The sequence below is a fragment of the Variovorax paradoxus genome (assembly GCF_022009635.1).
Lineage (GTDB): Bacteria > Pseudomonadota > Gammaproteobacteria > Burkholderiales > Burkholderiaceae_C > Variovorax.
Map to the genome: position 1 here is coordinate 6420048 of NZ_CP091716.1, position 19953 is coordinate 6440000.

General features: G+C 63.8%; 16 protein-coding genes and 2 rRNA genes. 12 read left to right on the forward strand and 6 right to left on the reverse strand.

The features are described from left to right. Positions 1–107 precede the first annotated feature (107 nt). From L3V85_RS29985 to L3V85_RS30015, 7 genes are all read left to right on the forward strand, one after another. Complete coding sequence (locus L3V85_RS29985) at positions 108–695, forward strand: NAD(P)H-dependent oxidoreductase (protein ID WP_237676262.1); 588 nt, start codon at positions 108–110, stop codon at positions 693–695. Beyond that, positions 692–1969 (forward strand): amidohydrolase family protein, encoded by a 1278-nt coding sequence (locus L3V85_RS29990; RefSeq protein ID WP_237676263.1) that lies wholly within the window; start codon positions 692–694, stop codon positions 1967–1969. The genes L3V85_RS29985 and L3V85_RS29990 overlap by 4 nt, the downstream gene beginning before the upstream one ends. A 17-nt stretch (positions 1970–1986) precedes the next feature. After that, entirely contained in the window at positions 1987–2850 is an 864-nt protein-coding gene (locus L3V85_RS29995; protein ID WP_237676264.1) for a creatininase family protein, read from the forward strand. Positions 2851–2925: 75 nt separating this feature from the next. After that, positions 2926–3909: an ABC transporter substrate-binding protein gene (locus L3V85_RS30000; RefSeq protein WP_237676265.1), complete on the forward strand. Its 984-nt coding sequence runs from the start codon at positions 2926–2928 to the stop codon at positions 3907–3909. Between the two features lie 64 nt (positions 3910–3973). Continuing rightward, on the forward strand, positions 3974–4810 hold the full coding sequence (locus tag L3V85_RS30005; protein ID WP_237676266.1) for an ABC transporter ATP-binding protein: 837 nt from the start codon (positions 3974–3976) through the stop codon (positions 4808–4810). Then, positions 4807–5613 carry an ABC transporter permease gene (locus tag L3V85_RS30010; RefSeq protein WP_237676267.1) on the forward strand — a complete coding sequence of 269 codons (807 nt, stop codon included), beginning with the start codon at positions 4807–4809 and terminating at the stop codon, positions 5611–5613. Before L3V85_RS30005 ends, L3V85_RS30010 begins: the two co-directional genes overlap by 4 nt. A gap of 8 nt (positions 5614–5621) precedes the next feature. Beyond that, positions 5622–6998: an FAD-binding oxidoreductase gene (locus L3V85_RS30015; protein ID WP_237676268.1), complete on the forward strand. Its 1377-nt coding sequence runs from the start codon at positions 5622–5624 to the stop codon at positions 6996–6998. A 3-nt stretch (positions 6999–7001) separates the two neighbouring features. On the opposite strand, the gene lnt is transcribed toward L3V85_RS30015, so the two are convergent. From lnt to L3V85_RS30035, 4 genes are all read right to left on the reverse strand, one after another. Then, entirely contained in the window at positions 7002–8576 is a 1575-nt protein-coding gene (lnt, locus tag L3V85_RS30020; protein ID WP_237676269.1) for an apolipoprotein N-acyltransferase, read from the reverse strand. Further along, positions 8576–9454, reverse strand: a complete 879-nt coding sequence (locus L3V85_RS30025) for an HlyC/CorC family transporter (RefSeq protein ID WP_237676270.1) — start codon at positions 9452–9454, stop codon at positions 8576–8578. The genes lnt and L3V85_RS30025 overlap by 1 nt, the downstream gene beginning before the upstream one ends. 188 nt (positions 9455–9642) lie before the next feature. After that, complete coding sequence (locus L3V85_RS30030) at positions 9643–10371, reverse strand: GNAT family N-acetyltransferase (protein ID WP_237676271.1); 729 nt, start codon at positions 10369–10371, stop codon at positions 9643–9645. 108 nt (positions 10372–10479) lie between these two features. Further along, on the reverse strand, positions 10480–10953 hold the full coding sequence (locus L3V85_RS30035; RefSeq protein WP_081270170.1) for an Lrp/AsnC family transcriptional regulator: 474 nt from the start codon (positions 10951–10953) through the stop codon (positions 10480–10482). Positions 10954–11098: 145 nt separating this feature from the next. On the opposite strand from L3V85_RS30035, the gene hppD reads away from it, so the two are divergent. The 5 genes from hppD (at position 11099) to L3V85_RS30060 (ending at position 16702) form a co-directional block, all read left to right on the forward strand. Next, a complete protein-coding gene (gene hppD / locus L3V85_RS30040) occupies positions 11099–12226 on the forward strand; it encodes a 4-hydroxyphenylpyruvate dioxygenase (protein ID WP_237676272.1) in 1128 nt (375 codons plus the stop codon). Positions 12227–12255: 29 nt separating this feature from the next. After that, the gene (locus tag L3V85_RS30045; RefSeq protein ID WP_237676273.1) at positions 12256–13056 is read left to right on the forward strand and encodes a transporter substrate-binding domain-containing protein; all 801 of its coding nucleotides are present in this window, start codon (positions 12256–12258) and stop codon (positions 13054–13056) included. Positions 13057–13082: 26 nt separating this feature from the next. After that, on the forward strand, positions 13083–13961 hold the full coding sequence (gene phhA, locus L3V85_RS30050; RefSeq protein WP_237676274.1) for a phenylalanine 4-monooxygenase: 879 nt from the start codon (positions 13083–13085) through the stop codon (positions 13959–13961). Between the two features lie 116 nt (positions 13962–14077). Beyond that, positions 14078–15769 (forward strand): AMP-binding protein, encoded by a 1692-nt coding sequence (locus L3V85_RS30055; RefSeq protein ID WP_237676275.1) that lies wholly within the window; start codon positions 14078–14080, stop codon positions 15767–15769. Continuing rightward, positions 15770–16702: an MBL fold metallo-hydrolase gene (locus L3V85_RS30060; protein WP_237676276.1), complete on the forward strand. Its 933-nt coding sequence runs from the start codon at positions 15770–15772 to the stop codon at positions 16700–16702. A 76-nt stretch (positions 16703–16778) separates the two neighbouring features. Here the strand turns inward: L3V85_RS30060 and rrf are convergent. Then, a 5S ribosomal RNA gene (gene rrf, locus L3V85_RS30065) occupies positions 16779–16891 on the reverse strand. A 131-nt stretch (positions 16892–17022) separates the two neighbouring features. After that, positions 17023–19890, reverse strand: a 23S ribosomal RNA gene (locus L3V85_RS30070). Positions 19891–19953 lie beyond the last annotated feature (63 nt).

Sequence of the window (19953 nt, forward strand, 5' to 3'; positions counted from 1 at the left end):
GCCGCTTCGCCAAAAACTGAAGGGCACCGCGCTCCCGCGGTGCGCGCCTGCTGGCACGTCGCTTGCATAACCTGACCACTTGCTCTGATTAAGCGGTCAAACACACCATGCGCGTGCTCGTCGTCTACTGCCACCCGGTCGAAACCAGCTTCCATGCCGCCTTGCACCAGGAGGTGCTGAAGAACCTGCGCGCCGCCGGGCACGAGGTGGACGACTGCGACCTCTACGCCGAAGGCTTCAACCCGGTGCTGTCGCGCGAGGAACGGCTGGGCTACCACGACGTGCCCTCCAACCGGCTGCCGCTCGCGCCCTACGTGGAGCGGCTGCAGTGGGCCGAAGGCATCGTGTTCTGCTTTCCGACCTGGTGCTTCGGCCTGCCGGCGATGCTCAAGGGCTACTTCGACCGGCTCTTCATGCCGGGCGTGGCCTTCGACATCAGCGACCCGGCCAACGTGAAGCCGATGCTCACGCACATCAAGCGCATCAGCGCCGTGGTCACCTACGGCCGCCCGCGCTGGATGGCGATGTACATGGGCGATCCGCCGCGCAAGATCGTCACGCGCTACATGAAGCGGCTCACCGGCCAGCGGGCCCGGGTGGACTACCACGCCCACTACCACATGAACATCGCGACCGAGCCCCAGCTCAAGCGCTTCATGGCGCGCGTGGGCCAGGCCATGGCGCGCTTCGCATGAACGCGCCCGCGCTGATCGACAACCTGCGGCTGCCGCGCTGGCTGCTGCCGACGGACTGGCCGCTGCACGAGGGCGTGCCGGTGCTGGCGCGCCTCGCGATCGAGGCCGGCCGCGTGCAGTCGGTGCGGCCCATGCACGCCGCCGACGCCCCCGTCTCGCAGGGCTGGTGGGATGCCGCCGGCAGGCTGGCGCTGCCCGGCTTCGTCGATGCCCACACGCACCTGGACAAGGCCTTCACCCTGCCGCGCATGAAAGAGGTGCGGCCCGGCCTGCTCGGCGCCATCGACGCGATGCTGGCCGACCGCGTGCACTGGACGCCCGCCGACGTGCGCGAGCGCGCCTCGCGCGGCCTGCAATGGGCCTGGGAATGCGGCACCACGCATGTGCGCACGCACGTCGACTGGTGGGAACCCGAGTCGCTGCCGATGGCATGGCCGGTGATGGCCGAACTCGCACAGGAATGGGCCGGCAGGCTGAAGCTGGAGCAGGTCAGCCTGATCAAGCTGCCGCTGTTCGAGGACGCGGCGCAGGCGATGCGGCTCGCGAAGCAGGTGAAGGCCACCGGGCCGCATGCGCTGCTCGGCGGCTTCGTGCACTCCACCAACTGGAGCGAGAACGCGCTGCGCAACCTGCTGGTGGCGGCGCAGGCCTGCGAGCTCGACATCGACCTGCATGTGGACGAAGAACTCAACGCCGCCGCGGTCGGCCTGCAGACCACGGCGCGCATCCTGCGCGAGATCGGCTACCAGGGCCGTGTGGTCTGCGGCCACATCTGCGCGCTCTCGGCCCAGCCCGAGGCACAGGCCTTCGCCACGCTCGACGCGGTGGCGCGCGCCCCCATCACCGTGGTGTCGCTGCCCGCCACCAACCTGCTGCTGCAGGACGCCGTCACCGGCCGCACGCCGCGGCAGCGCGGCATCACGCTGGTAAAGGAAGCGCGCGAGCGCGGCATTCCGCTGCTGTTCGCGAGCGACAACGTGCAAGACCCCTTCTGCCGGCTCGGCAGCTTCGACCCCGTCGAGGCGCTGGGCACCGCCGCGCTGGTGGCGCAGCTCGACGAGCCCTTCGACACCTGGTCGCAAACGCTGTGCCGCGGCGACTGGCTGCAGCGCGAGCCGGTGGCCGGCACGCCCACGCTGGTCGGCGCCAGGGCCGATCTCGTGCTGTTCACGCAGGCCGACCGCCACGGCTGGCCTTCGCGCACCGCCGACCGCGTGGTGCTGCGCGACGGCCGCGTGACGCACGGCGACGCGACGCCTTTCTTCCCCCAGTAAAGAACACAAGGACTCCCATGCTCCACGGCTACATCCCGCCCCACCGCTTCCTGCCCTACCTGAGCTGGACCGAAATCGCAGCGCTGCCTGACCGCGAGAACACCGTCATCGTGCTGCCCTGTGGCGCCATCGAGCAGCACGGTCCGCACCTGCCCTGCTCGGTCGACAGCGTCATCTCGTCGGGCGTGATGGGCCGGGCGCTCGAGAAGCTGCCGGCCGAGGTGCGCGCCTTCGCGCTGCCGGCCATCACCTACGGCAAGTCGGAAGAGCACCTGCACTTTCCCGGCACCATGACGCTCACCGGCACCACGCTGCTCGCGACCGTGACGGAGATCGGCGAGTCGGTGTACCGGGCGGGCTTTCGCAAGCTGCTGTTCGCCAACGGCCACGGCGGCCAGCCGCAGGTGCTGGAGATGGCCGCGCGCGAACTGCGCCTGCGCCACGGCGACTTCGTGGTGGTGCCGCACGGCGTGTCGCGGCTGCCGAGCGCGGCCAGCAAGCAGGTGAGCGAGCAGGAGAAAAAGCTGGCAATGCACGCCGGCCACTCCGAGACCGCGCTGATGCTCGCGCTGGCGCCCGAGACGGTGCACATGGAGCGCGCGGTGGCCAACTTTCCGCCGCCCTTTCCCATCAAGCTGCTGTCGGCCGATGGCCGCCCGGCCTGCGCCTGGACCGCGCGCGACTTCGGCCCGAGCGGCGTCATCGGCGACCCGACCACGGCCACGCGCGAGCAGGGCGAAGCCATCCTGGAGACGCTCTCCGACAGCTGGGTGCAGGCGCTGACCGAGCTGCATGCACTGCGCTGGGTCGTGCGCGAGGAGGCCACGTGGGAGCGCGGGCACCAGCAGGGCTTTATCCAGCAGCAGTTCGAAGCCGCCTGAGCCTGCTTCTTGCATCGGCCCCTTCACCGCTTTCTTTTTCCCGAAAACTTCCCAGCCTCCGAAAGGTCCCCACCCATGCGCTCCTTCGCACTGTCCCTGGCCGGCGCCGCCGCCATCGCCTTCCTCGCCACCGCGCCCGCGCAGGCCGAGGACAAGTTCACCTACATGACCAACTGGTACGCGCAGGCCGAGCACGGCGGCTTCTACCAGGCGGTGGCGCAGGGCATCTACAAGAAGTACGGCCTGGACGTGACCATCAAGATGGGCGGCCCGCAGGTCAACATCACGCAGATGATGGCCGCCGGCCAGGCCGACTGCATCATGGGCTCGAGCGACATCCAGATGATGCAGGTGCGCGAAGGCGGCGTGCCGGTGGTCAACGTGGCGGCCTTCTTCCAGAAGGACCCGCAGGTGCTGATCGCGCACGACGACGTGAAGAAATTCGAAGACCTCAAGGGCAAGACACTGCTCATCGGTGCGCAGGCGCAGCGCGGCTACTGGCCGTGGCTGAAGGCCAAGTTCGGCTTCACCGACGAGCAGACGCGTCCCTACACCTTCAACATCCAGCCCTTCGTGGCCGACAAGAACACCGCGCAGCAGGGCTACCTGACCTCGGAGCCCTTCGCCATCCAGAAGGCCGGCGTGAAGAGCACCGTGCTGATGTTCAGCGACCACGGCTTCCCGGCCTACGCGACCACCGTGTCGTGCATGGAGAAGACGCTGAAGGACCGCAACAAGCAGGTGGCCGCCTTCGTGAAGGCCTCGGCCGAAGGCTGGAAGAGCTACCTGGCCGATCCGGCGCCCGCCAATGCGCTGATCAAGAAAGACAACCCCAACATGACCGACGAGCAGCTGGCCTACAGCGTCGCCAAGCTCAAGGAGATGGGGATGATCACCGGCGGCGACGCCGCCAAGCTCGGCATCGGCGTGATGACCGATGCGCGCGCCAAGGCGAGCTACGACTTCCTGGTGGCTTCCAAGCTGCTCGACCCGGCCAAGGTCGAACTCGCAAAGACGTACAGCACCGAGTTCGTCAAGGACGCCAAGGTCCTGCCCTGACGCTTGGGCATTGCCCTGAAACCAGGCGGCCGCGCGACGCGGCCGTTCTCGAAAGGCCTCACGAATGAATCGCATCGACCCCCACACGCTGGCACCACCGCCGGAACTCGCGCCCGCGGTGCCCGCCGTCGAGGTGCTCTCGGCGGAGAAGACTTATCCCAACGGCACGCAGGCGCTGCTGCCGGTGGACCTGTCGATCGCCGAGGGCGAATTCGTCACGCTGCTCGGCCCCTCGGGCTGCGGCAAGAGCACGCTGCTGAAGATGGTGGCCGGCATGCTCGAGCCCAGCGACGGCCGGCTGCTGGTCTGGCGCAAGCCGGTGGGCCAGTTGCATGACAGCGCGCGGAAGATGTCCTTCGTGTTCCAGTCGCCCACGCTCATGCCCTGGGCCAGCGTGCGCACCAATGTACGGCTGCCGCTGGACCTGGCCGGCGTGCCCCGCAAGGAGGCCGATGCGCGGGTGACGGAATCGCTCGCGCTGGTGGGCCTGGAGAAGTTCGCCGATGCGCTGCCGCGCGCGCTTTCGGGCGGCATGCAGATGCGCGTGTCGATCGCGCGCGGACTCGTCACGCAGCCCGACCTGCTGCTGATGGACGAGCCCTTCGGCGCGCTCGACGAAATCACGCGCCACAAGCTCGACGCCGACCTGCTGGAGCTGTGGCGCAAGAAGAAGCTCACGGTGATCTTCGTGACGCACTCGATCCACGAAGCGGTGTTCCTGTCGAGCCGCGTGGTGATGATGGCCGCGCGACCGGGCCGCGTAGTCGAGCAGTTCCAGATCGACGAACCCTATCCGCGCAGCGCCGATTTCATGGTGACGCCCGAATTCGCGCGCCATGCAAAAAGGCTGCAGGACAGCCTGCTGCGCGCCAGCAGCACCGACGAGGAGCCCGCGCGATGAAGAAGAACATTCCCCTGATGAGCCAGCCGCGCGTGCAGCGCGTGCTGTACCCGGTGTTGATCGGCGTGGTGCTGGTGGCGCTGTGGCAGTGGATGGTGGTGGCGATGGAGCTGCCCGCCTACCTCGTGCCCTCGCCCTACCTGATGATGCAGACGCTGGTGACCGACTGGGCGCCGCTGGGCAATGCGCTGCTGGTCACGCTGAAGATCACGGTGCTGTCGTTCCTGCTGGCCACGGTGGCGGGCGTGCTGATCTCGTTCCTGTTCGTGCAGAGCAAGCGCATCGAGACCGCGCTCTTTCCGTACGCGGTGCTGCTGCAGGTGACGCCCATCGTGGCGGTGGCGCCGCTGATCATCATCTGGGTGAAGAACCCGGTGGCCGCCATGACGGTGTGCGCGGCGCTGGTGGCGCTGTTCCCCATCATCAGCAACACCACGCTGGGCCTGCGCAGCATCGACCCCGACCTGCAGAGCTACTTCAAGCTCAACCGCGCGACGCGCTGGCAGCAGCTGGTGCGGCTGCGCATTCCGAGCGCGCTGCCGTACTTCTTCGGCGGGCTGCGCATTTCCAGCGGCCTCGCGCTGATCGGCGCGGTGGTGGCGGAGTTCGTCGCGGGCACGGGCGGCTCCGGCGCGGGGCTGGCCTACCAGATCCTGCAGGCGGGCTTCCAGCTGAACATTCCGCGCATGTTCGCCGCGCTGCTGCTCATTTCCCTCACCGGTGTCGCGCTCTTCGTGCTGATGGCCTGGCTCACCAAGGTGGCGCTGGGCTCGTGGCATGCGAGTGAACTTTCCCAGGATTGAACTTGACCATGAACGCCCCTGTTTCCGCCATCGAGCAACTGCTGCTCGAATTGCCCGACCTCGACTGGATCAGCGATGAAAGCCGCGTGACGCGGCTGTCGCAGGACTTCTCCTGGTTCAGCCCCGTGCTCAACCGCCAGCTCAAGGACAAGCGCGCCGACGTGGTCGTGCGACCGCGCACCGAGGAAGAGATCCGCACCGTGGTGGGCGCCTGCGCGCGCCGCGGCGTGCCGATCACCATCCGCGGCAGCGGCACCGGCAACTACGGCCAGACCACCCCGCTGGCCGGCGGCGTGGTGCTCGACATGACGGGCTACAACAGCTGCCTGTGGGTGCGGCCCGGCGTGGCGCGCGCGCAGGCCGGCATCCGCCTGGGCGAACTCGAGAAGCAGACCAAACCGACGGGTCAGGAGATGCGCTGCGTGCCGTCCACCTACCGCAGCGCGACGCTGGGCGGCCTCTTCGGCGGCGGCTTCGGCGGCGTGGGCTCGATCAACTACGGGCCGCTGGGCGCGCCGGGCAACGTGATCGGCATCCGCGCGATGAGCATCGAGGCGGAGCCGCAGGTGGTCGAACTGCGCGGCGCCGAAGCCATGCGCATGCACCACCTGTGGGGCACCAACGGGCTGGTGCTGGAGCTGGAAATCGCGCTGGCGCCCGCGCATCCGTGGCTGGAAACGCTGGTCACCTTCGAGGACTTCGAGAGCGCCCTGCACTTCGCCGACAAGCTCGCGAACGCGCCGGGCATCGTGAAGCGCGAGGTGGCGTTCTTCGCCGCGCCCATCTCGGACCATCTGGCGCAGCTGGCCGCGCACCTGCCCAAGGGCTGCCACACGGTGCTGTCGCTGGTGGCGGAATCCTGCGAGCCGGCGCTGCTGCAACTGGCTGAAGCGCACGGCGGCACGGTGGGCTACCGCAAGACGGCCGCCGAGGTGCAGAAGAGCAATCGCACGCTGATGGAGTTCACCTGGAACCACACGACGCTGCACGCGCTGAAGATCGACCCCACGCTGACCTACCTGCAGAGCGGCTTCGTGCCGGGCAGGCATGTGGAGCAGGTGATCGAGATGGAAAAGCTGCTGGGCGCGAACGGCGAGGTGATGATGCACCTGGAGTTCATCCGCAACGTGGCGGGCCTCTTGACCTGCAGCGGCCTGCAGTTGGTGCGCTTCAGCACCGAGGAGCGGCTGCAGGAAATCATGCGCATCCACCGCGAACACAACGTGCACATCAACAACCCGCACGTGAACATCGTGGAAGACGGCAAGGCCGGCGGCCCGCTGCCGCCGGAGGTCATCGAGGTGAAGAAGCGCTTCGACCCGATGGGGCTGCTGAACCCCGGCAAGCTGCGCGACTGGCCGGTGAAGAGCGCGCGGGGCGCCTGAGGCTCAGTCGCGACTGCGACGGCGGCCGCGCAGCACCAGGGCCGCGGCCACGACGGCCATCGAGAGGATCCACAGCGGCCAGAGCCCGAAAGGCGCGACCCAGCGGGCGTAAGGCGTGAGGCCGCGCCGGCCTTCGACGCTGGCTTCGAGAACGCCACGCGTGAGGCGCGGCAGTTCGTGCGTCACGCGGCCTTCGGCGTCGATCACCACGGTGGCGCCGGTGTTGGTGGAGCGCACCATCGGCCGCGCGAATTCGAGCGCGCGCATGCGCGAGATCGACAGGTGCTCGTCGATGGCCACGGAGTCGCCGAACCATGCGATGTTGCTCACATTGAGCAGGATGGTCGGCGCGCTGGCCTCGTCGCGGAAGTTCGCGCCGATCTCGTCGCCGAACAAGTCTTCGTAGCAGATGTTCGGCGCGATGCGCTGGCCCTGCCAGACGAAGGGCGCCTGCGCGAGCCCGCCGCGCGCGAAGTCGCCGAGCGGGATGTTCATCATCTGGATGAACCAGCGAAAGCCCATCGGAATGAATTCACCGAAGGGCACCAGATGGTGCTTGCTGTACTGGTAGACCTGAGAAGCGCCGGGCTGGAAGCCCAGCACCGAGTTGCTGTAGGTGCCCGGGCCGCCCATCGGCAGGCCGACGATGGCCGCTTGGTTGCCCTGGCTGTAGCGCGCCTGAATCGCATCGAGGTAGCCGATGGGGAGTTGCTGCGGCAGCAGCGGCAAGGCGGTCTCGGGGGTGACGACGAGCGAGGCCTTGGCATCGCGCAGTTGCTCGCCGTACCAACGCAGCGCGGTCTCGATGCCGCCGCCCGGAATGAATTTTTCGTCTTGCGGGATGTTGCCCTGCAGGAGCGCGACGTCGAGCTTGCCGGTCGCGCCCTTCGTGCCGCGCACGTCGTCGCGAAGCGAGGGCACGAGATTCGGCACGGCGAACACCAGCGCCAGGAGCACCACGCCCGGCACGGCCTCGGACATGCGAAGCGGGCGATGCAACGCGACGAGCGCCACGGCCAGCGCAGCCGCCGCGCCGATGCCGTAGACGCCCACCCACGGCGCGAGCGCCGCGAGCGGCCCTTCGACATGCGCATAGCCGCCGGCACCCCACGGAAAGCCGGTGAACCAACTGCCGCGCACGAGTTCGGCGAGCGTCCAGAGTGCCGCGAAGACCAGCGCGCCCGTCACCCGCCCTTTAGGGGCGCACACCACGAACCATGCGGCGGCGACGGCGTAATAGAGCCCCAGCGCGGCCGCCAGCGCCAGCACGGCAATGGCCGCCAGCGGCGCGGGCAGGCCGCCGTAGGTGTGCATCGAGATGAAGAGCCACCAGAAGCTGCCGGTAAGCCAGGCGGTGGAAAACAGCCAGCCGTGCAAGCCGGCGCGGCGCCAGCCGGCGCCCTGCGCGCGCAGGCCGTCGAGCAGCCAGACCTGCGCGCCGAGCGACAGCAGTTGCAGCCACCACAGCGGCTTGCCGCCGACGGGCGAAGCCATCGACAGCGCCTGCGCGAGGCCGGCCGCACCGAAGCCGAGCAGGCGGAACAGGTTGGCGAACGGGGAAGCCGGCGCGCGCGCCATCAGTCGGCCGCGTCGCCGCCGCGGGCCGGGGACACCTTGAACCAGCGCACCGCGCCGCCCTTGGTGTGCAGCACCACGAAGTCGAAGCCGCCCATCGCATGGTGCTCGCCGCGCTTGGGCACGTGGCCCATCTCGTGCGCGATCAGGCCGCCGATGGTGTCGAAGTCTTCGCTGAGCTGCTCTTCGTCGAACACGATGCCGAAGGCCTCGGCCACGCGCTCGATGGGCGTGTCGCCGGAGACGCGGTAGGTGTGGTCGGCCAGGCCGAAGATGTCGCCCTCGTCTTCGGCGATGTCGAATTCGTCTTCGATTTCGCCGACGATCTGCTCGAGCACGTCCTCGATGGTGATGAGGCCCGCCACGCGGCCGAACTCGTCGATGACGATGGCCAGGTGATTGCGGTTGCCGCGGAATTCGCGCAGCAGGTCGTTCAGGCCCTTGCTCTCTGGCACGAAGGTGGCCGGCCGCAGCAGGGCGCGGATGTTCAGGCCCGGCGCGCGCTGCAGCTTGAGCAGGTCCTTCGCGAGCAGGATGCCGATGATGTTTTCTTTTTCGCCCTCGTACACCGGAAAGCGCGAGTGCGCGGTGTCGATGATGAGATGCAGCAGCGCGTCGAACGGGGCGTCGATGTTGATGACGTCCATGCGCGGCGCCGCGACCATCACGTCGCCGGCCGTCATGTCGGCCATGCGCAGCACGCCTTCGAGCATCACGCGCGACTCGGCGCCGATCACCTCGTTGTCCTCGGCGTCCGCCAGGGTTTCGATCAGCTCGTCGCGCGAGTCGGGACCGGGATGGATGAATTCGGCGAGCTTCTGGAGAAAGCCGCGCTTGTCTTCCCGTTCGACGGGAGCGCGTTCAGGGTGAGGTTCAGCCACTGCGGCAGGGCGGAGTTGAGGAAGGACAAGGATACCGGATTGCGTGTGACACGCTCCACCGTACGACTCGGTCAAGGGTAAGAACGGAGGCGGCCGCCGCCGGGCCGCCCCAAGGCGAGCCGCGCCTCCCCCTCGGGGGGTGGCGAATTACACGCAGCGCAGCGGAGTGAAAAGCCGGGGGGCCAGACTTATGGGGCGGATTTCTTGCGGGCTTCGCGCATGCCGCTGCGCATTTCCTGCAGGCTGGCCAGGAAGGCCCAGAACTGCTTGGCGCGGCTCTTGAGGGCAAAGTCGACGGCGGCGTAGTGCTCAAGCGCGATTTCGCTCATGCGGCTGTCGAAGGTGGCGCTGGGCAGTTCCAGGTGGGCTTCGGCCTCGGAGCCGCTGCGCACCACCGTGGCGCCGGCGTTGCGGGCGATTTTCAGCATGGCGGCGTTTTCGCTCAGCGCATGGATGAAGAGCATGCCTACGCCTTCGTTGCGGGCCACGACCACGGCACGCTCGAACAGGCGGGCGCCGTAGCCCCGGCCGCGGGCGTGCGCCGAGACGGACACGCCGAATTCGGCGCAGTCGCTGTGCTGGTCGCCGGGAGCGAAGGCCAGGTGCGCCATCGCGATCAGGTCGAGGCGGCGGTTGTAGATGCCGAAGAGTTCGTCGCGCTCGAAGTCGAGGCTGTCGACGTAGCGCTGGACCTGCTCGTCGGCCGCCGCGTAGCCGAAGCGCAGGTAGCGGTCGTGCGGGGTGAGTTCGAGCAGGTGGCGCGCGATGCGCTCGCGTTCACGGGGACCGATCGAGCGGATCGGCACCATGACGGGTTGAGGCGCGCTGGTAGCGCGTGGTTGCGCCTCAACCATCGGCGCTTTCAGGAAAGAGCCAAGGCCGAGAGACGCTTTGAGAAGGGTCTTGGCGGTGAGCATGGCTCAAATGTAAGGGTTTTCCCTTAATCTTCAAGCCGCCAGGGTCAATTGCGGGACACCTTCGTGAACCAATGCCCGGACGCGTGGCGCTCGCGCAACCCGCTGTGGCTAGACGGGCACGGCCGTCGTGGCCTTGACGCGGTCCAGCACGAAGCTGGTCTTGCAGTCTTCGACGCTGGGGTGCTTGAGCAGTGTGTCCATGATGAAACGGCTGTAGTGGGCCATGTCGGCCACGACCACGCGCAGCAGGTAGTCCATGTCGCCGGTGAGCGCTGCGCACTCGACCACCTCGGGCCAAGTCTGCACGCTGGCGCGGAACAGGTCCATGGGGTTGCGCTTGTGGGTCTCGGTGTGCTTTTCGAGCCGCACATTGAGATAGGCGGTCAGCCCCAGGCCGATGGCTTCGGGCTGGACCAGGGCGACATAACGGTCGATGACCCGGCTTTCTTCCAGCCGCTTGACCCGCCGCAGCACGGCGCTGGGCGACAGGCTCACCTGCTCGGCGAGCTGATCGTAAGTTGCGCGCCCGTCTGCTTGCAGCGTGCGCAGAATGAGCCTATCAATCTTGTCCAGTGCTTCCATTTCTGCATTCTTGCAGTTTTACTGCGCAAGAGCCACTGCAAGCGCCCGGAAACGCAGAAAACCTGAGAGCCATCCACCCTACATTGCATGACTGGCCGATTTCGAGCCTTTTCATTGAATTCCCCACCCTTTTCGGAGACCACGCATGAGCCAAGCCGACGCACCCGCCTTCACACCCTGGGAGAACCCCATGGGCACCGACGGCTTCGAATTCATCGAGTACGCGGCACCCGATCCGGTCGCCATGGGCAAGGTGTTCGAGCGCATGGGCTTCCAGGCCGTGGCCAAGCACCGCCACAAGAACGTGCTGCTGTATCGCCAGGGCACCATCAACTTCATCCTGAATGCCGAGCCCGATTCCTTCGCGCAGAAGTTCGCGCGCGAGCACGGCCCGAGCGTGTGCGCCATCGCCTTCCGCGTGCAGGACGCCAAGCAAGCCTACGAACGCGCCACGGCACTCGGCGCCTGGGGCTTTGCCGACAAGGCCGGCCCTGGCGAACTGAACATCCCCGCCATCAAGGGCATCGGCGACAGCCTGATCTATCTGGTGGACCGCTGGCCCGGCAAGAACGGCGCGAAGCCCGGCGACATCGGCAACATCGGCTTCTATGACGTCGACTTCGAGGCGCTGCCCGGCGTTGCACCCGAGCAGGCGCTCTCGCCGTTCGGCAACGGCCTGACCTACATCGACCACCTGACGCACAACGTGTACCGCGGCCGCATGAACGTCTGGGCCGGCTTCTACGAGAAGCTCTTCAACTTCCGCGAGATCAAGTACTTCGACATCGAAGGCCAGGTCACGGGCGTGAAGAGCAAGGCCATGACCAGCCCCTGCGGCAAGATCCGCATCCCGATCAACGAAGAAGGCAAGGAACAGGCCGGCCAGATCCAGGAGTACCTGGACATGTACAAGGGCGAAGGCATCCAGCACATCGCCATGGGCTCGGACGACCTGTACAAGACGGTCGACGCGCTGCGCGCCAAGGGCGTGACGCTGCTGGACACCATCGACACGTACTACGAACTGGTGGACAAGCGCATTCCGGAGCACGGCGAAAGCGTGGCCGAACTGCACAAGCGCAAGATCCTGATCGACGGCAAGAAGGACGCCCTGCTGCTGCAGATCTTCAGCGAGAACCAGCTCGGCCCGATCTTCTTCGAGTTCATCCAGCGCAAGGGCGACGACGGCTTCGGCAACGGCAACTTCAAGGCGCTGTTCGAGAGCATCGAGCTCGACCAGATGCGCCGTGGCGTGTTGAGCGCCGCAAAATAAGGGCTTCTTCACTGCTCCAGGAGCCCGGCATGCGCAGCACGTCTTCGATCGGCCTGACCTTCATCGCGGCGGCTGCCGCCGTTCTTTCGGGCTGCGCCATGCCGCCGGCGGCAACGCCGGTGGCGGGCTCGCACCTGGACACGGTGCAGAAGGCCGCGGTGCTGCGCATCTGCACGCCGGGCGACTACAAGCCTTTCAGCTTCCAGAAGGCCGACGCGTCCTTCGAGGGCATCGACGTCGACCTGATGACCGGCTTCAGCGCCAGCCTCGGGGCCAAGCCCGAGTGGATCAAGACGACCTGGGCGAACCTGCTGCCCGACCTTGCCGCAGGCAAGTGCGACATCGCGGTGGGTGGCGTGTCGGTCACCACCGACCGGCAAAAGCGCGCCTTCTTCAGCGCGCCCTACATGGTCAACGGCAAGACGCCCATCGCGCGCTGTGCCGACGTGGCCAAGTACCAGAGCGTGGCGGACATCGACAAGCCGTCGGTGCGCGTCATCTTCAATCCGGGCGGCAGCAACGAACGCTTCGCCCGGGCCAATTTCAAGCAGGCCAGGCTCACGCTGCACGGCGAGAACGTGACGATCTTCGACGAGATCCTTGCCAACCGCGCCGACGTGTTCGTGACCGAGGCGGCCGAGGCCATCACGCAGCAGAAGCTCAAGCCGGGACTGTGCGCAGTCAACCCCGACAAGCCGCTGCAATACGGCGAAATGGCCTGGATGCTGCCGCGCGACGACGTGGCCTTCAAGTCGTACGTCGACCAGTGGCTGCATCTGCAGCAGGCCGGCGGCGACTTCCAGCGCACGATGGACCGCTGGCTCAAGTAACCCTTCTTTCCCGAGATCGCTTTTTCATGGACTCCCCCGCCGCCGCCGCAGTTGTCACCCCCGCCGTGTATGGCGCTTCGGACCGTCCGCCGCGCGGCGACTACTCGCGCGGCGGCGCCGTGCTGGCCGACTACACCTGCCCGCAGGATTGGGCCAGCTACACGCCGGCCGACCATGACACCTACAAGCGGCTCTACGAGCGGCAGGCCGCGCAACTGCCGGGGCTGGCCTGCGATGCTTTCATCAAGGCGCTGCCCTCGCTCGGGGTGAAGGACCGCATCCCGCGTTTCGACGAACTCAACGAGCGGCTGCATCGCGCCACGGGCTGGGAGATCGTGGCGGTGCCGGGGCTGATTCCCGAGCTGCCGTTCTTCACGCTGCTCGCGAACCGCAAGTTTCCGGTGACGGACTGGATCCGCAAGCCGGAGGAGTTCGACTACATCGTGGAGCCCGACGTGTTCCATGACCTGTTCGGCCATGTGCCGATGCTGTTCGACCCGACCTTCGCCGACTACGTGCAGCGCTATGGCGCAGGCGGCATCAAGGCGCACGAACTGGGCGCTGGCGAGAAGCTCGCGCGGCTCTACTGGTACACGGTGGAGTTCGGGCTGATCCGCCAGCCGGACGGCCTGCGCGCGTATGGCGCGGGCATCCTGAGCTCCGTGGGCGAGTTGAAGCACGCGGTGCTGAGCGACGAGCCGCGCCGGCTGCCGATCGACCTGCTGCGCGCCATGCGCACGCGCTACAAGATCGACACCTACCAGGCCAACTACTTCGTGATCGACAGCTTCGCGCAGCTCTTCGACCTCACGGCGCCGGACTTCACGCCCCTCTACGAATCGCTCGAGGTCGCTCCCGACATCGAAGCAGGCGTGCTGCTGCCGGGCGAGTCGGGCAAGGCCTGAGCCCTTCGGTCGCCGCGCCGCTATCGCGCGCGCGACAGCGCGAGGCCGCGCCCTAGGACAAGCCCGCTGGCGGCTGAGGCGCACTGCCTCCCACAATCCGCGCCAAAGGAGCTTGCATGCAGACATCCGCGCGACAAAACTATCCTGCCGGCGTACCGCACGAGATTCATCCCGAGCAGTACCGGTCTTTGCCCCATATGTTCGAGGAAGCCTTCGGCCGCTATGCCGACCGGCCCTTCTCGGTCTGCATGGAGCGATGGATGTCCTTCGGCGAACTCGACACGCTGTCGAAGGCGCTCGGCGCCTGGCTGCAGTCGCGCGGGCTCGAGCCGGGTGCACGCGTGGCGATCATGCTGCCCAACATTCCGCAGTTCGCGGTCACGATGTGCGGCGTGCTGCGCGCCGGCTATACATGCGTGAACGTCAATCCGCTGTACACGGCGCGGGAGCTGGAGCACCAGCTGAAGGACTCCGGCGCGACGGCGATCGTCATCCTGGAGAACTTCGCGTCAACGCTCGAGAAGGTGATCGAGCGCACGCCCGTGAAGCACGTGGTCATGACGTCGATGGGCGATCTGCTGGGCGGGTTGTACGGCGCCTGGATCACGATCGCGGTGCGGCACCTGGCGAAGATCGTGCCGCCGTACAAGCTGCCTTTGAGCGACGGGCGCTCGGTCACGCCGTTCACGCAAGCGATCACCGAAGGACGTGGCCGTCCTCTTGGTCCCGACCAGAGCACGCTCGATTCGATTGCGTTCCTGCAGTACACGGGGGGCACGACGGGGCTGTCGAAAGGCGCGGTGCTGACGCATCGCAACATAGTGGCCGCCACGCTGCAGGCCGAGGCTTGGTTCACGCCGGCATTGACGCGCGCGGGCGATCTGTCGAAGGTCAACAGCATCGCGGCGCTACCGCTGTATCACATCTTCGCGCTGACGCTGTGCCTGCTGGCGATCCGTCAAGGCTCGCACATGACGCTGATTCCGAATCCGCGCGACTTCAACAAGTTCATCGCGGTGCTTAAGAAGCGGCCCTTCCACATGCTGCCCGCGGTGAACACGCTGTTCAATGCGCTGCTCATGCATCCGGAGTTCAAGAGCCTCGATTTCTCGACGCTGTTCGTCTCGCAGGCGGGGGGCATGGCGGCGTCGGAAGGAACCGCGCGCAAGTGGTTCGAGACCACCGGCTGCCCGATGATCGAAGGCTGGGGAATGAGCGAGACCTGCGCGATCGGGACCAACAACCCGGTGTCGAACACCGAGTTCACCGGGACCATCGGCCTGCCGCTGCCTAGCATCGAGATCGCGATCAAGGACGATGAGGGGAATTCGCTCCCTGTGGGTGAGTCAGGTGAGCTCTGCATCAGGGGACCCAACGTGATGGTTGGCTACTACAACCAGCCTGCAGAGACTGCGGCGGCGTTCACAGCAGATGGCTTCATGCGGACCGGTGATATTGCCGTGATGCAGGAAGATGGCTACAGCCGGATCGTCGACCGCAAGAAGGACATGATTCTTGTGAGCGGCTTCAACGTGTTTCCGAACGAGCTCGAGAACGTGATTTCGCTCTGCCCTGGAGTCGTGGAATGCGCGGCTGTCGGCGTGCCTGACGAGAAGCAGGGGGAAGCAATCAAGGTGTTCGTGGTCCGCAGGGATCCTGCGCTGACGGAGGATGCGGTGCTTCAGTATTGCCACTCGCAGCTCACGGGCTACAAGCGGCCGAAGCACATCGAATTTCGGGAATCATTACCCAAGACGAACGTGGGCAAGATCCTTCGACGGGAGCTTCGCACCAGTGCGAGCGCCTGAATGAGCCATTCGTCGGCAAGCGCTGGTCTGCCGGCGAATGTGGTGGTGCTTGAGCGCGGGTGGCTGTCCTCCAACAACATCCTCTTTCTCGGCGGCACCGAGACGGCGATCGTTGATACCGGGTACGCCGCGCATGCGGAGCAGACTGTGGCCCTGGTCGAGTCGGTGCTTGGAGGCCGGGGGCTTGATCGCATCTTGAATACGCATCTGCACAGCGATCACTGTGGAGGCAATGCGGCGCTGCAGGAGCGCTATCCGTCGGTTCGCACTGAAATACCGCCAGGTGAGGCGGCGCTGGTGGAACGCTGGGACGAAGATGGTCTGAGCTTTCTGGCGACAGGGCAGAGCTGCCCTCGGTTCGGATTCACCGGACTGCTGCTGCCCGGCACCGAGTGCGTGTTGGGAGACAGGCCGTGGCAGGTGCACGCAGCACCTGGGCACGATCCGCATTCGATCATCTTGTTCGATGCGCTGTCGCGAACTCTGATTTCTGCGGACGCGCTGTGGGAGCACGGGTTTGGCATTGCCTTTCCTGAACTGGCTGGTGAGCCTTCATTCGGAGACATGGCTGCGACGCTCGATCTGATCGAATCGCTCGCCCCGTTGCGGGTGGTTCCCGGGCATGGCGCCGTCTTCGATGACGTTGGCAAAGCCCTTTCGGTTGCGCGCAAGCGTCTTGATGGATTGCAGCGTGACCCGGTCAAGCACGCTCGGCATGCGATCAAGGTGTTGATGAAGTTCAAACTGCTGGAAATGCAGGCTGTTTCTCTTGAAGATTGGCACTCGTGGCTGAGTGGCACGCCGTACCTGGCCATGATTCGCGCTCGATTTTTTGAGAGAATTGAGTTGAATCAACTCACTGACGATATCTTGCGGGAATTAGTCGCTGCGGGCGCGGCTGAGAAAGACGAGATTGCAGTTCGTAATCTCTAGAAGTCGTTTTTCCCACCATCCAAAAGCAAAAAACCCCAGTCAGTTGTATCTGACTGGGGTTTTCTGGGCTGTAAGAGCCTGACGATGACCTACTTTCACACGGGAACCCGCACTATCATCGGCGCTGAGTCGTTTCACTGTCCTGTTCGGGATGGGAAGGAGTGGGACCAACTCGCTATGGTCATCAGGCATAAAGGGTTGCTTGGCTGATCACATGATCAACCAAACGAATTCATAGAGTTTGGAATCAACTTTTGGCGAATTGTTTTGAATGCGTCAACTTGGCATAACACCTTGATCAGTATTTTGATCAAAGTTATAGGGTCAAGCCGCACGAGCAATTAGTATCAGTTAGCTTAACGCATTACTGCGCTTCCACACCTGACCTATCAACGTCCTGGTCTTGAACGACTCTTCAGGGGGCTCAAGGCCCCGGCAGATCTCATCTTGAAACGAGTTTCCCGCTTAGATGCTTTCAGCGGTTATCTCTTCCACACTTAGCTACTCGGCAATGCCACTGGCGTGACAACCGATACACCAGAGGTGTGTCCACTCCGGTCCTCTCGTACTAGGAGCAGGCTTCCTCAAATCTGCAGCGCCCACGGAAGATAGGGACCAAACTGTCTCACGACGTTTTAAACCCAGCTCACGTACCTCTTTAAATGGCGAACAGCCATACCCTTGGGACCGGCTACAGCCCCAGGATGAGATGAGCCGACATCGAGGTGCCAAACACCGCCGTCGATATGAACTCTTGGGCGGTATCAGCCTGTTATCCCCAGAGTACCTTTTATCCGTTGAGCGATGGCCCTTCCATACAGAACCACCGGATCACTATGTCCTGCTTTCGCATCTGCTCGACTTGTCAGTCTCGCAGTTAAGCACGCTTATGCCATTGCACTATCGTCACGATGTCCGACCGTAACTAGCGTACCTTCGAACTCCTCCGTTACGCTTTGGGAGGAGACCGCCCCAGTCAAACTGCCTACCATGCACTGTCCCCGATCCAGATAATGGACCTAGGTTAGAACCTCAAACACACCAGGGTGGTATTTCAACGTTGGCTCCACAAGATCTAGCGACCCTGCTTCAAAGCCTCCCACCTATCCTACACAGATCTGTTCAAAGTCCAATACAAAGCTACAGTAAAGGTTCATGGGGTCTTTCCGTCTTTCCGCGGGGAGATTGCATCATCACAAACATTTCAACTTCGCTGAGTCTCAGGAGGAGACAGTGTGGCCATCGTTACGCCATTCGTGCAGGTCGGAACTTACCCGACAAGGAATTTCGCTACCTTAGGACCGTTATAGTTACGGCCGCCGTTTACTGGGACTTCAATCAAGAGCTTGCACCCCATCATTTAATCTTCCAGCACCGGGCAGGCGTCACACCCTATACGTCCACTTTCGTGTTTGCAGAGTGCTGTGTTTTTAATAAACAGTCGCAGCCACCGATTTTTTGCAACCCATTCATGCTCCGTTGTTCACTTCACACTAATAGGGCACACCTTCTTCCGAAGTTACGGTGTCAATTTGCCGAGTTCCTTCTCCTGAGTTCTCTCAAGCGCCTTAGAATACTCATCTCGCGCACCAGTGTCGGTTTGCGGTACGGTCGTTGTTAGCTGAAGCTTAGTGGCTTTTCCTGGAACCTCGTTCAATCACTTCACCAGCAAGCTGGCTCGATCGATGGCCTCGGTATATGTGCACCGGATTTGCCTAATGCACGCCTACTTCCATCTAAACCGGGATATCCAACACCCGGATGACCTATTAAGATCCGTCCCCACATCGCACTAACAATCGGTACAGGAATATTGACCTGTTTCCCATCAGCTACGCATCTCTGCCTCGCCTTAGGGGCCGACTCACTCTACGCCGATGAACGTTGCGTAGAAAACCTTGCGCTTACGGCGAGGGGGCTTTTCACCCCCTTTAACGCTACTCATGTCAGCATTCGCACTTCTGATACCTCCAGCACGCTTTACAACGCACCTTCACAGGCTTACAGAACGCTCTCCTACCACTTGCAATAAATTGCAAATCCGCAGCTTCGGTAACTGGCTTAGCCCCGTTACATCTTCCGCGCAGGACGACTCGATCAGTGAGCTATTACGCTTTCTTTAAATGATGGCTGCTTCTAAGCCAACATCCTGACTGTTTTAGCCTTCCCACTTCGTTTCCCACTTAGCCAATTTTAGGGACCTTAGCTGGCGGTCTGGGTTGTTTCCTCTTGAGTCCGGACGTTAGCACCCGGTGCTCTGTCTCCCAAGCTGTACTCATCGGTATTCGGAGTTTGCCTTGGTTTGGTAAGTCGCCATGACCCCCTAGCCAAAACAGTGCTCTACCCCCGATGGTAATACTTGAGGCACTACCTAAATAGTTTTCGGAGAGAACCAGCTATTTCCAAGTTTGTTTAGCCTTTCACCCCTATCCACAGCTCATCCGCTAGTTTTGCAACACTAGTCGGTTCGGACCTCCAGTACCTGTTACGGCACCTTCATCCTGGCCATGGATAGATCACTTGGTTTCGGGTCTACACCCAGCGACTGATCGCCCTATTCGGACTCGATTTCTCTACGGCTTCCTATTCGGTTAACCTTGCCACTGAATGTAAGTCGCTGACCCATTATACAAAAGGTACGCAGTCACCCTTGCGGGCTCCTACTTTTTGTAAGCACGCGGTTTCAGGATCTATTTCACTCCCCTCCCGGGGTTCTTTTCGCCTTTCCCTCACGGTACTAGTTCACTATCGGTCAATGATGAGTATTTAGCCTTGGAGGATGGTCCCCCCATATTCAGACAGGATTTCTCGTGTCCCGCCCTACTTGTCGTTAGCTCAGTACCACACAGGTCATTTCACGTACGGGGCTATCACCCGCTATGGCCAGCCTTTCCAAGCTGTTCCGTTATGTCTTGTGCTATCACTAACAGGCTTCTCCGATTTCGCTCGCCACTACTTTCGGAATCTCGGTTGATGTCTTTTCCTCGAGCTACTGAGATGTTTCAGTTCACCCGGTTCGCCTCGCATGACTATGTATTCATCATGCGATACCTTTCGGTGGGTTTCCCATTCGGAAATCTCCGGATCAAAGCTAATTTGCCAGCTCCCCGAAGCTTATCGCAGGCTATCACGTCCTTCGTCGCCTATCATTGCCAAGGCATCCACCACGTGCTCTTATTCACTTGACCCTATAACTTTGACGCTTCTTGCGAAGCACAAAATCATCTCAAGGAATATGTCAGGTCTTTCAC

Coding starts and splice junctions, on each gene's coding strand:
- L3V85_RS29985 (WP_237676262.1), top strand. CDS start 108: ATGCGCGTGCTCGTCGTCTACTGCCACCCGGTCGAAACCAGCTTCCAT.
- L3V85_RS29990 (WP_237676263.1), top strand. CDS start 692: ATGAACGCGCCCGCGCTGATCGACAACCTGCGGCTGCCGCGCTGGCTG.
- L3V85_RS29995 (WP_237676264.1), top strand. CDS start 1,987: ATGCTCCACGGCTACATCCCGCCCCACCGCTTCCTGCCCTACCTGAGC.
- L3V85_RS30000 (WP_237676265.1), top strand. CDS start 2,926: ATGCGCTCCTTCGCACTGTCCCTGGCCGGCGCCGCCGCCATCGCCTTC.
- L3V85_RS30005 (WP_237676266.1), top strand. CDS start 3,974: ATGAATCGCATCGACCCCCACACGCTGGCACCACCGCCGGAACTCGCG.
- L3V85_RS30010 (WP_237676267.1), top strand. CDS start 4,807: ATGAAGAAGAACATTCCCCTGATGAGCCAGCCGCGCGTGCAGCGCGTG.
- L3V85_RS30015 (WP_237676268.1), top strand. CDS start 5,622: ATGAACGCCCCTGTTTCCGCCATCGAGCAACTGCTGCTCGAATTGCCC.
- lnt (WP_237676269.1), bottom strand. CDS start 8,576: ATGGCGCGCGCGCCGGCTTCCCCGTTCGCCAACCTGTTCCGCCTGCTC.
- L3V85_RS30030 (WP_237676271.1), bottom strand. CDS start 10,371: ATGCTCACCGCCAAGACCCTTCTCAAAGCGTCTCTCGGCCTTGGCTCT.
- L3V85_RS30035 (WP_081270170.1), bottom strand. CDS start 10,953: ATGGAAGCACTGGACAAGATTGATAGGCTCATTCTGCGCACGCTGCAA.
- hppD (WP_237676272.1), top strand. CDS start 11,099: ATGAGCCAAGCCGACGCACCCGCCTTCACACCCTGGGAGAACCCCATG.
- L3V85_RS30045 (WP_237676273.1), top strand. CDS start 12,256: ATGCGCAGCACGTCTTCGATCGGCCTGACCTTCATCGCGGCGGCTGCC.
- phhA (WP_237676274.1), top strand. CDS start 13,083: ATGGACTCCCCCGCCGCCGCCGCAGTTGTCACCCCCGCCGTGTATGGC.
- L3V85_RS30055 (WP_237676275.1), top strand. CDS start 14,078: ATGCAGACATCCGCGCGACAAAACTATCCTGCCGGCGTACCGCACGAG.
- L3V85_RS30060 (WP_237676276.1), top strand. CDS start 15,770: ATGAGCCATTCGTCGGCAAGCGCTGGTCTGCCGGCGAATGTGGTGGTG.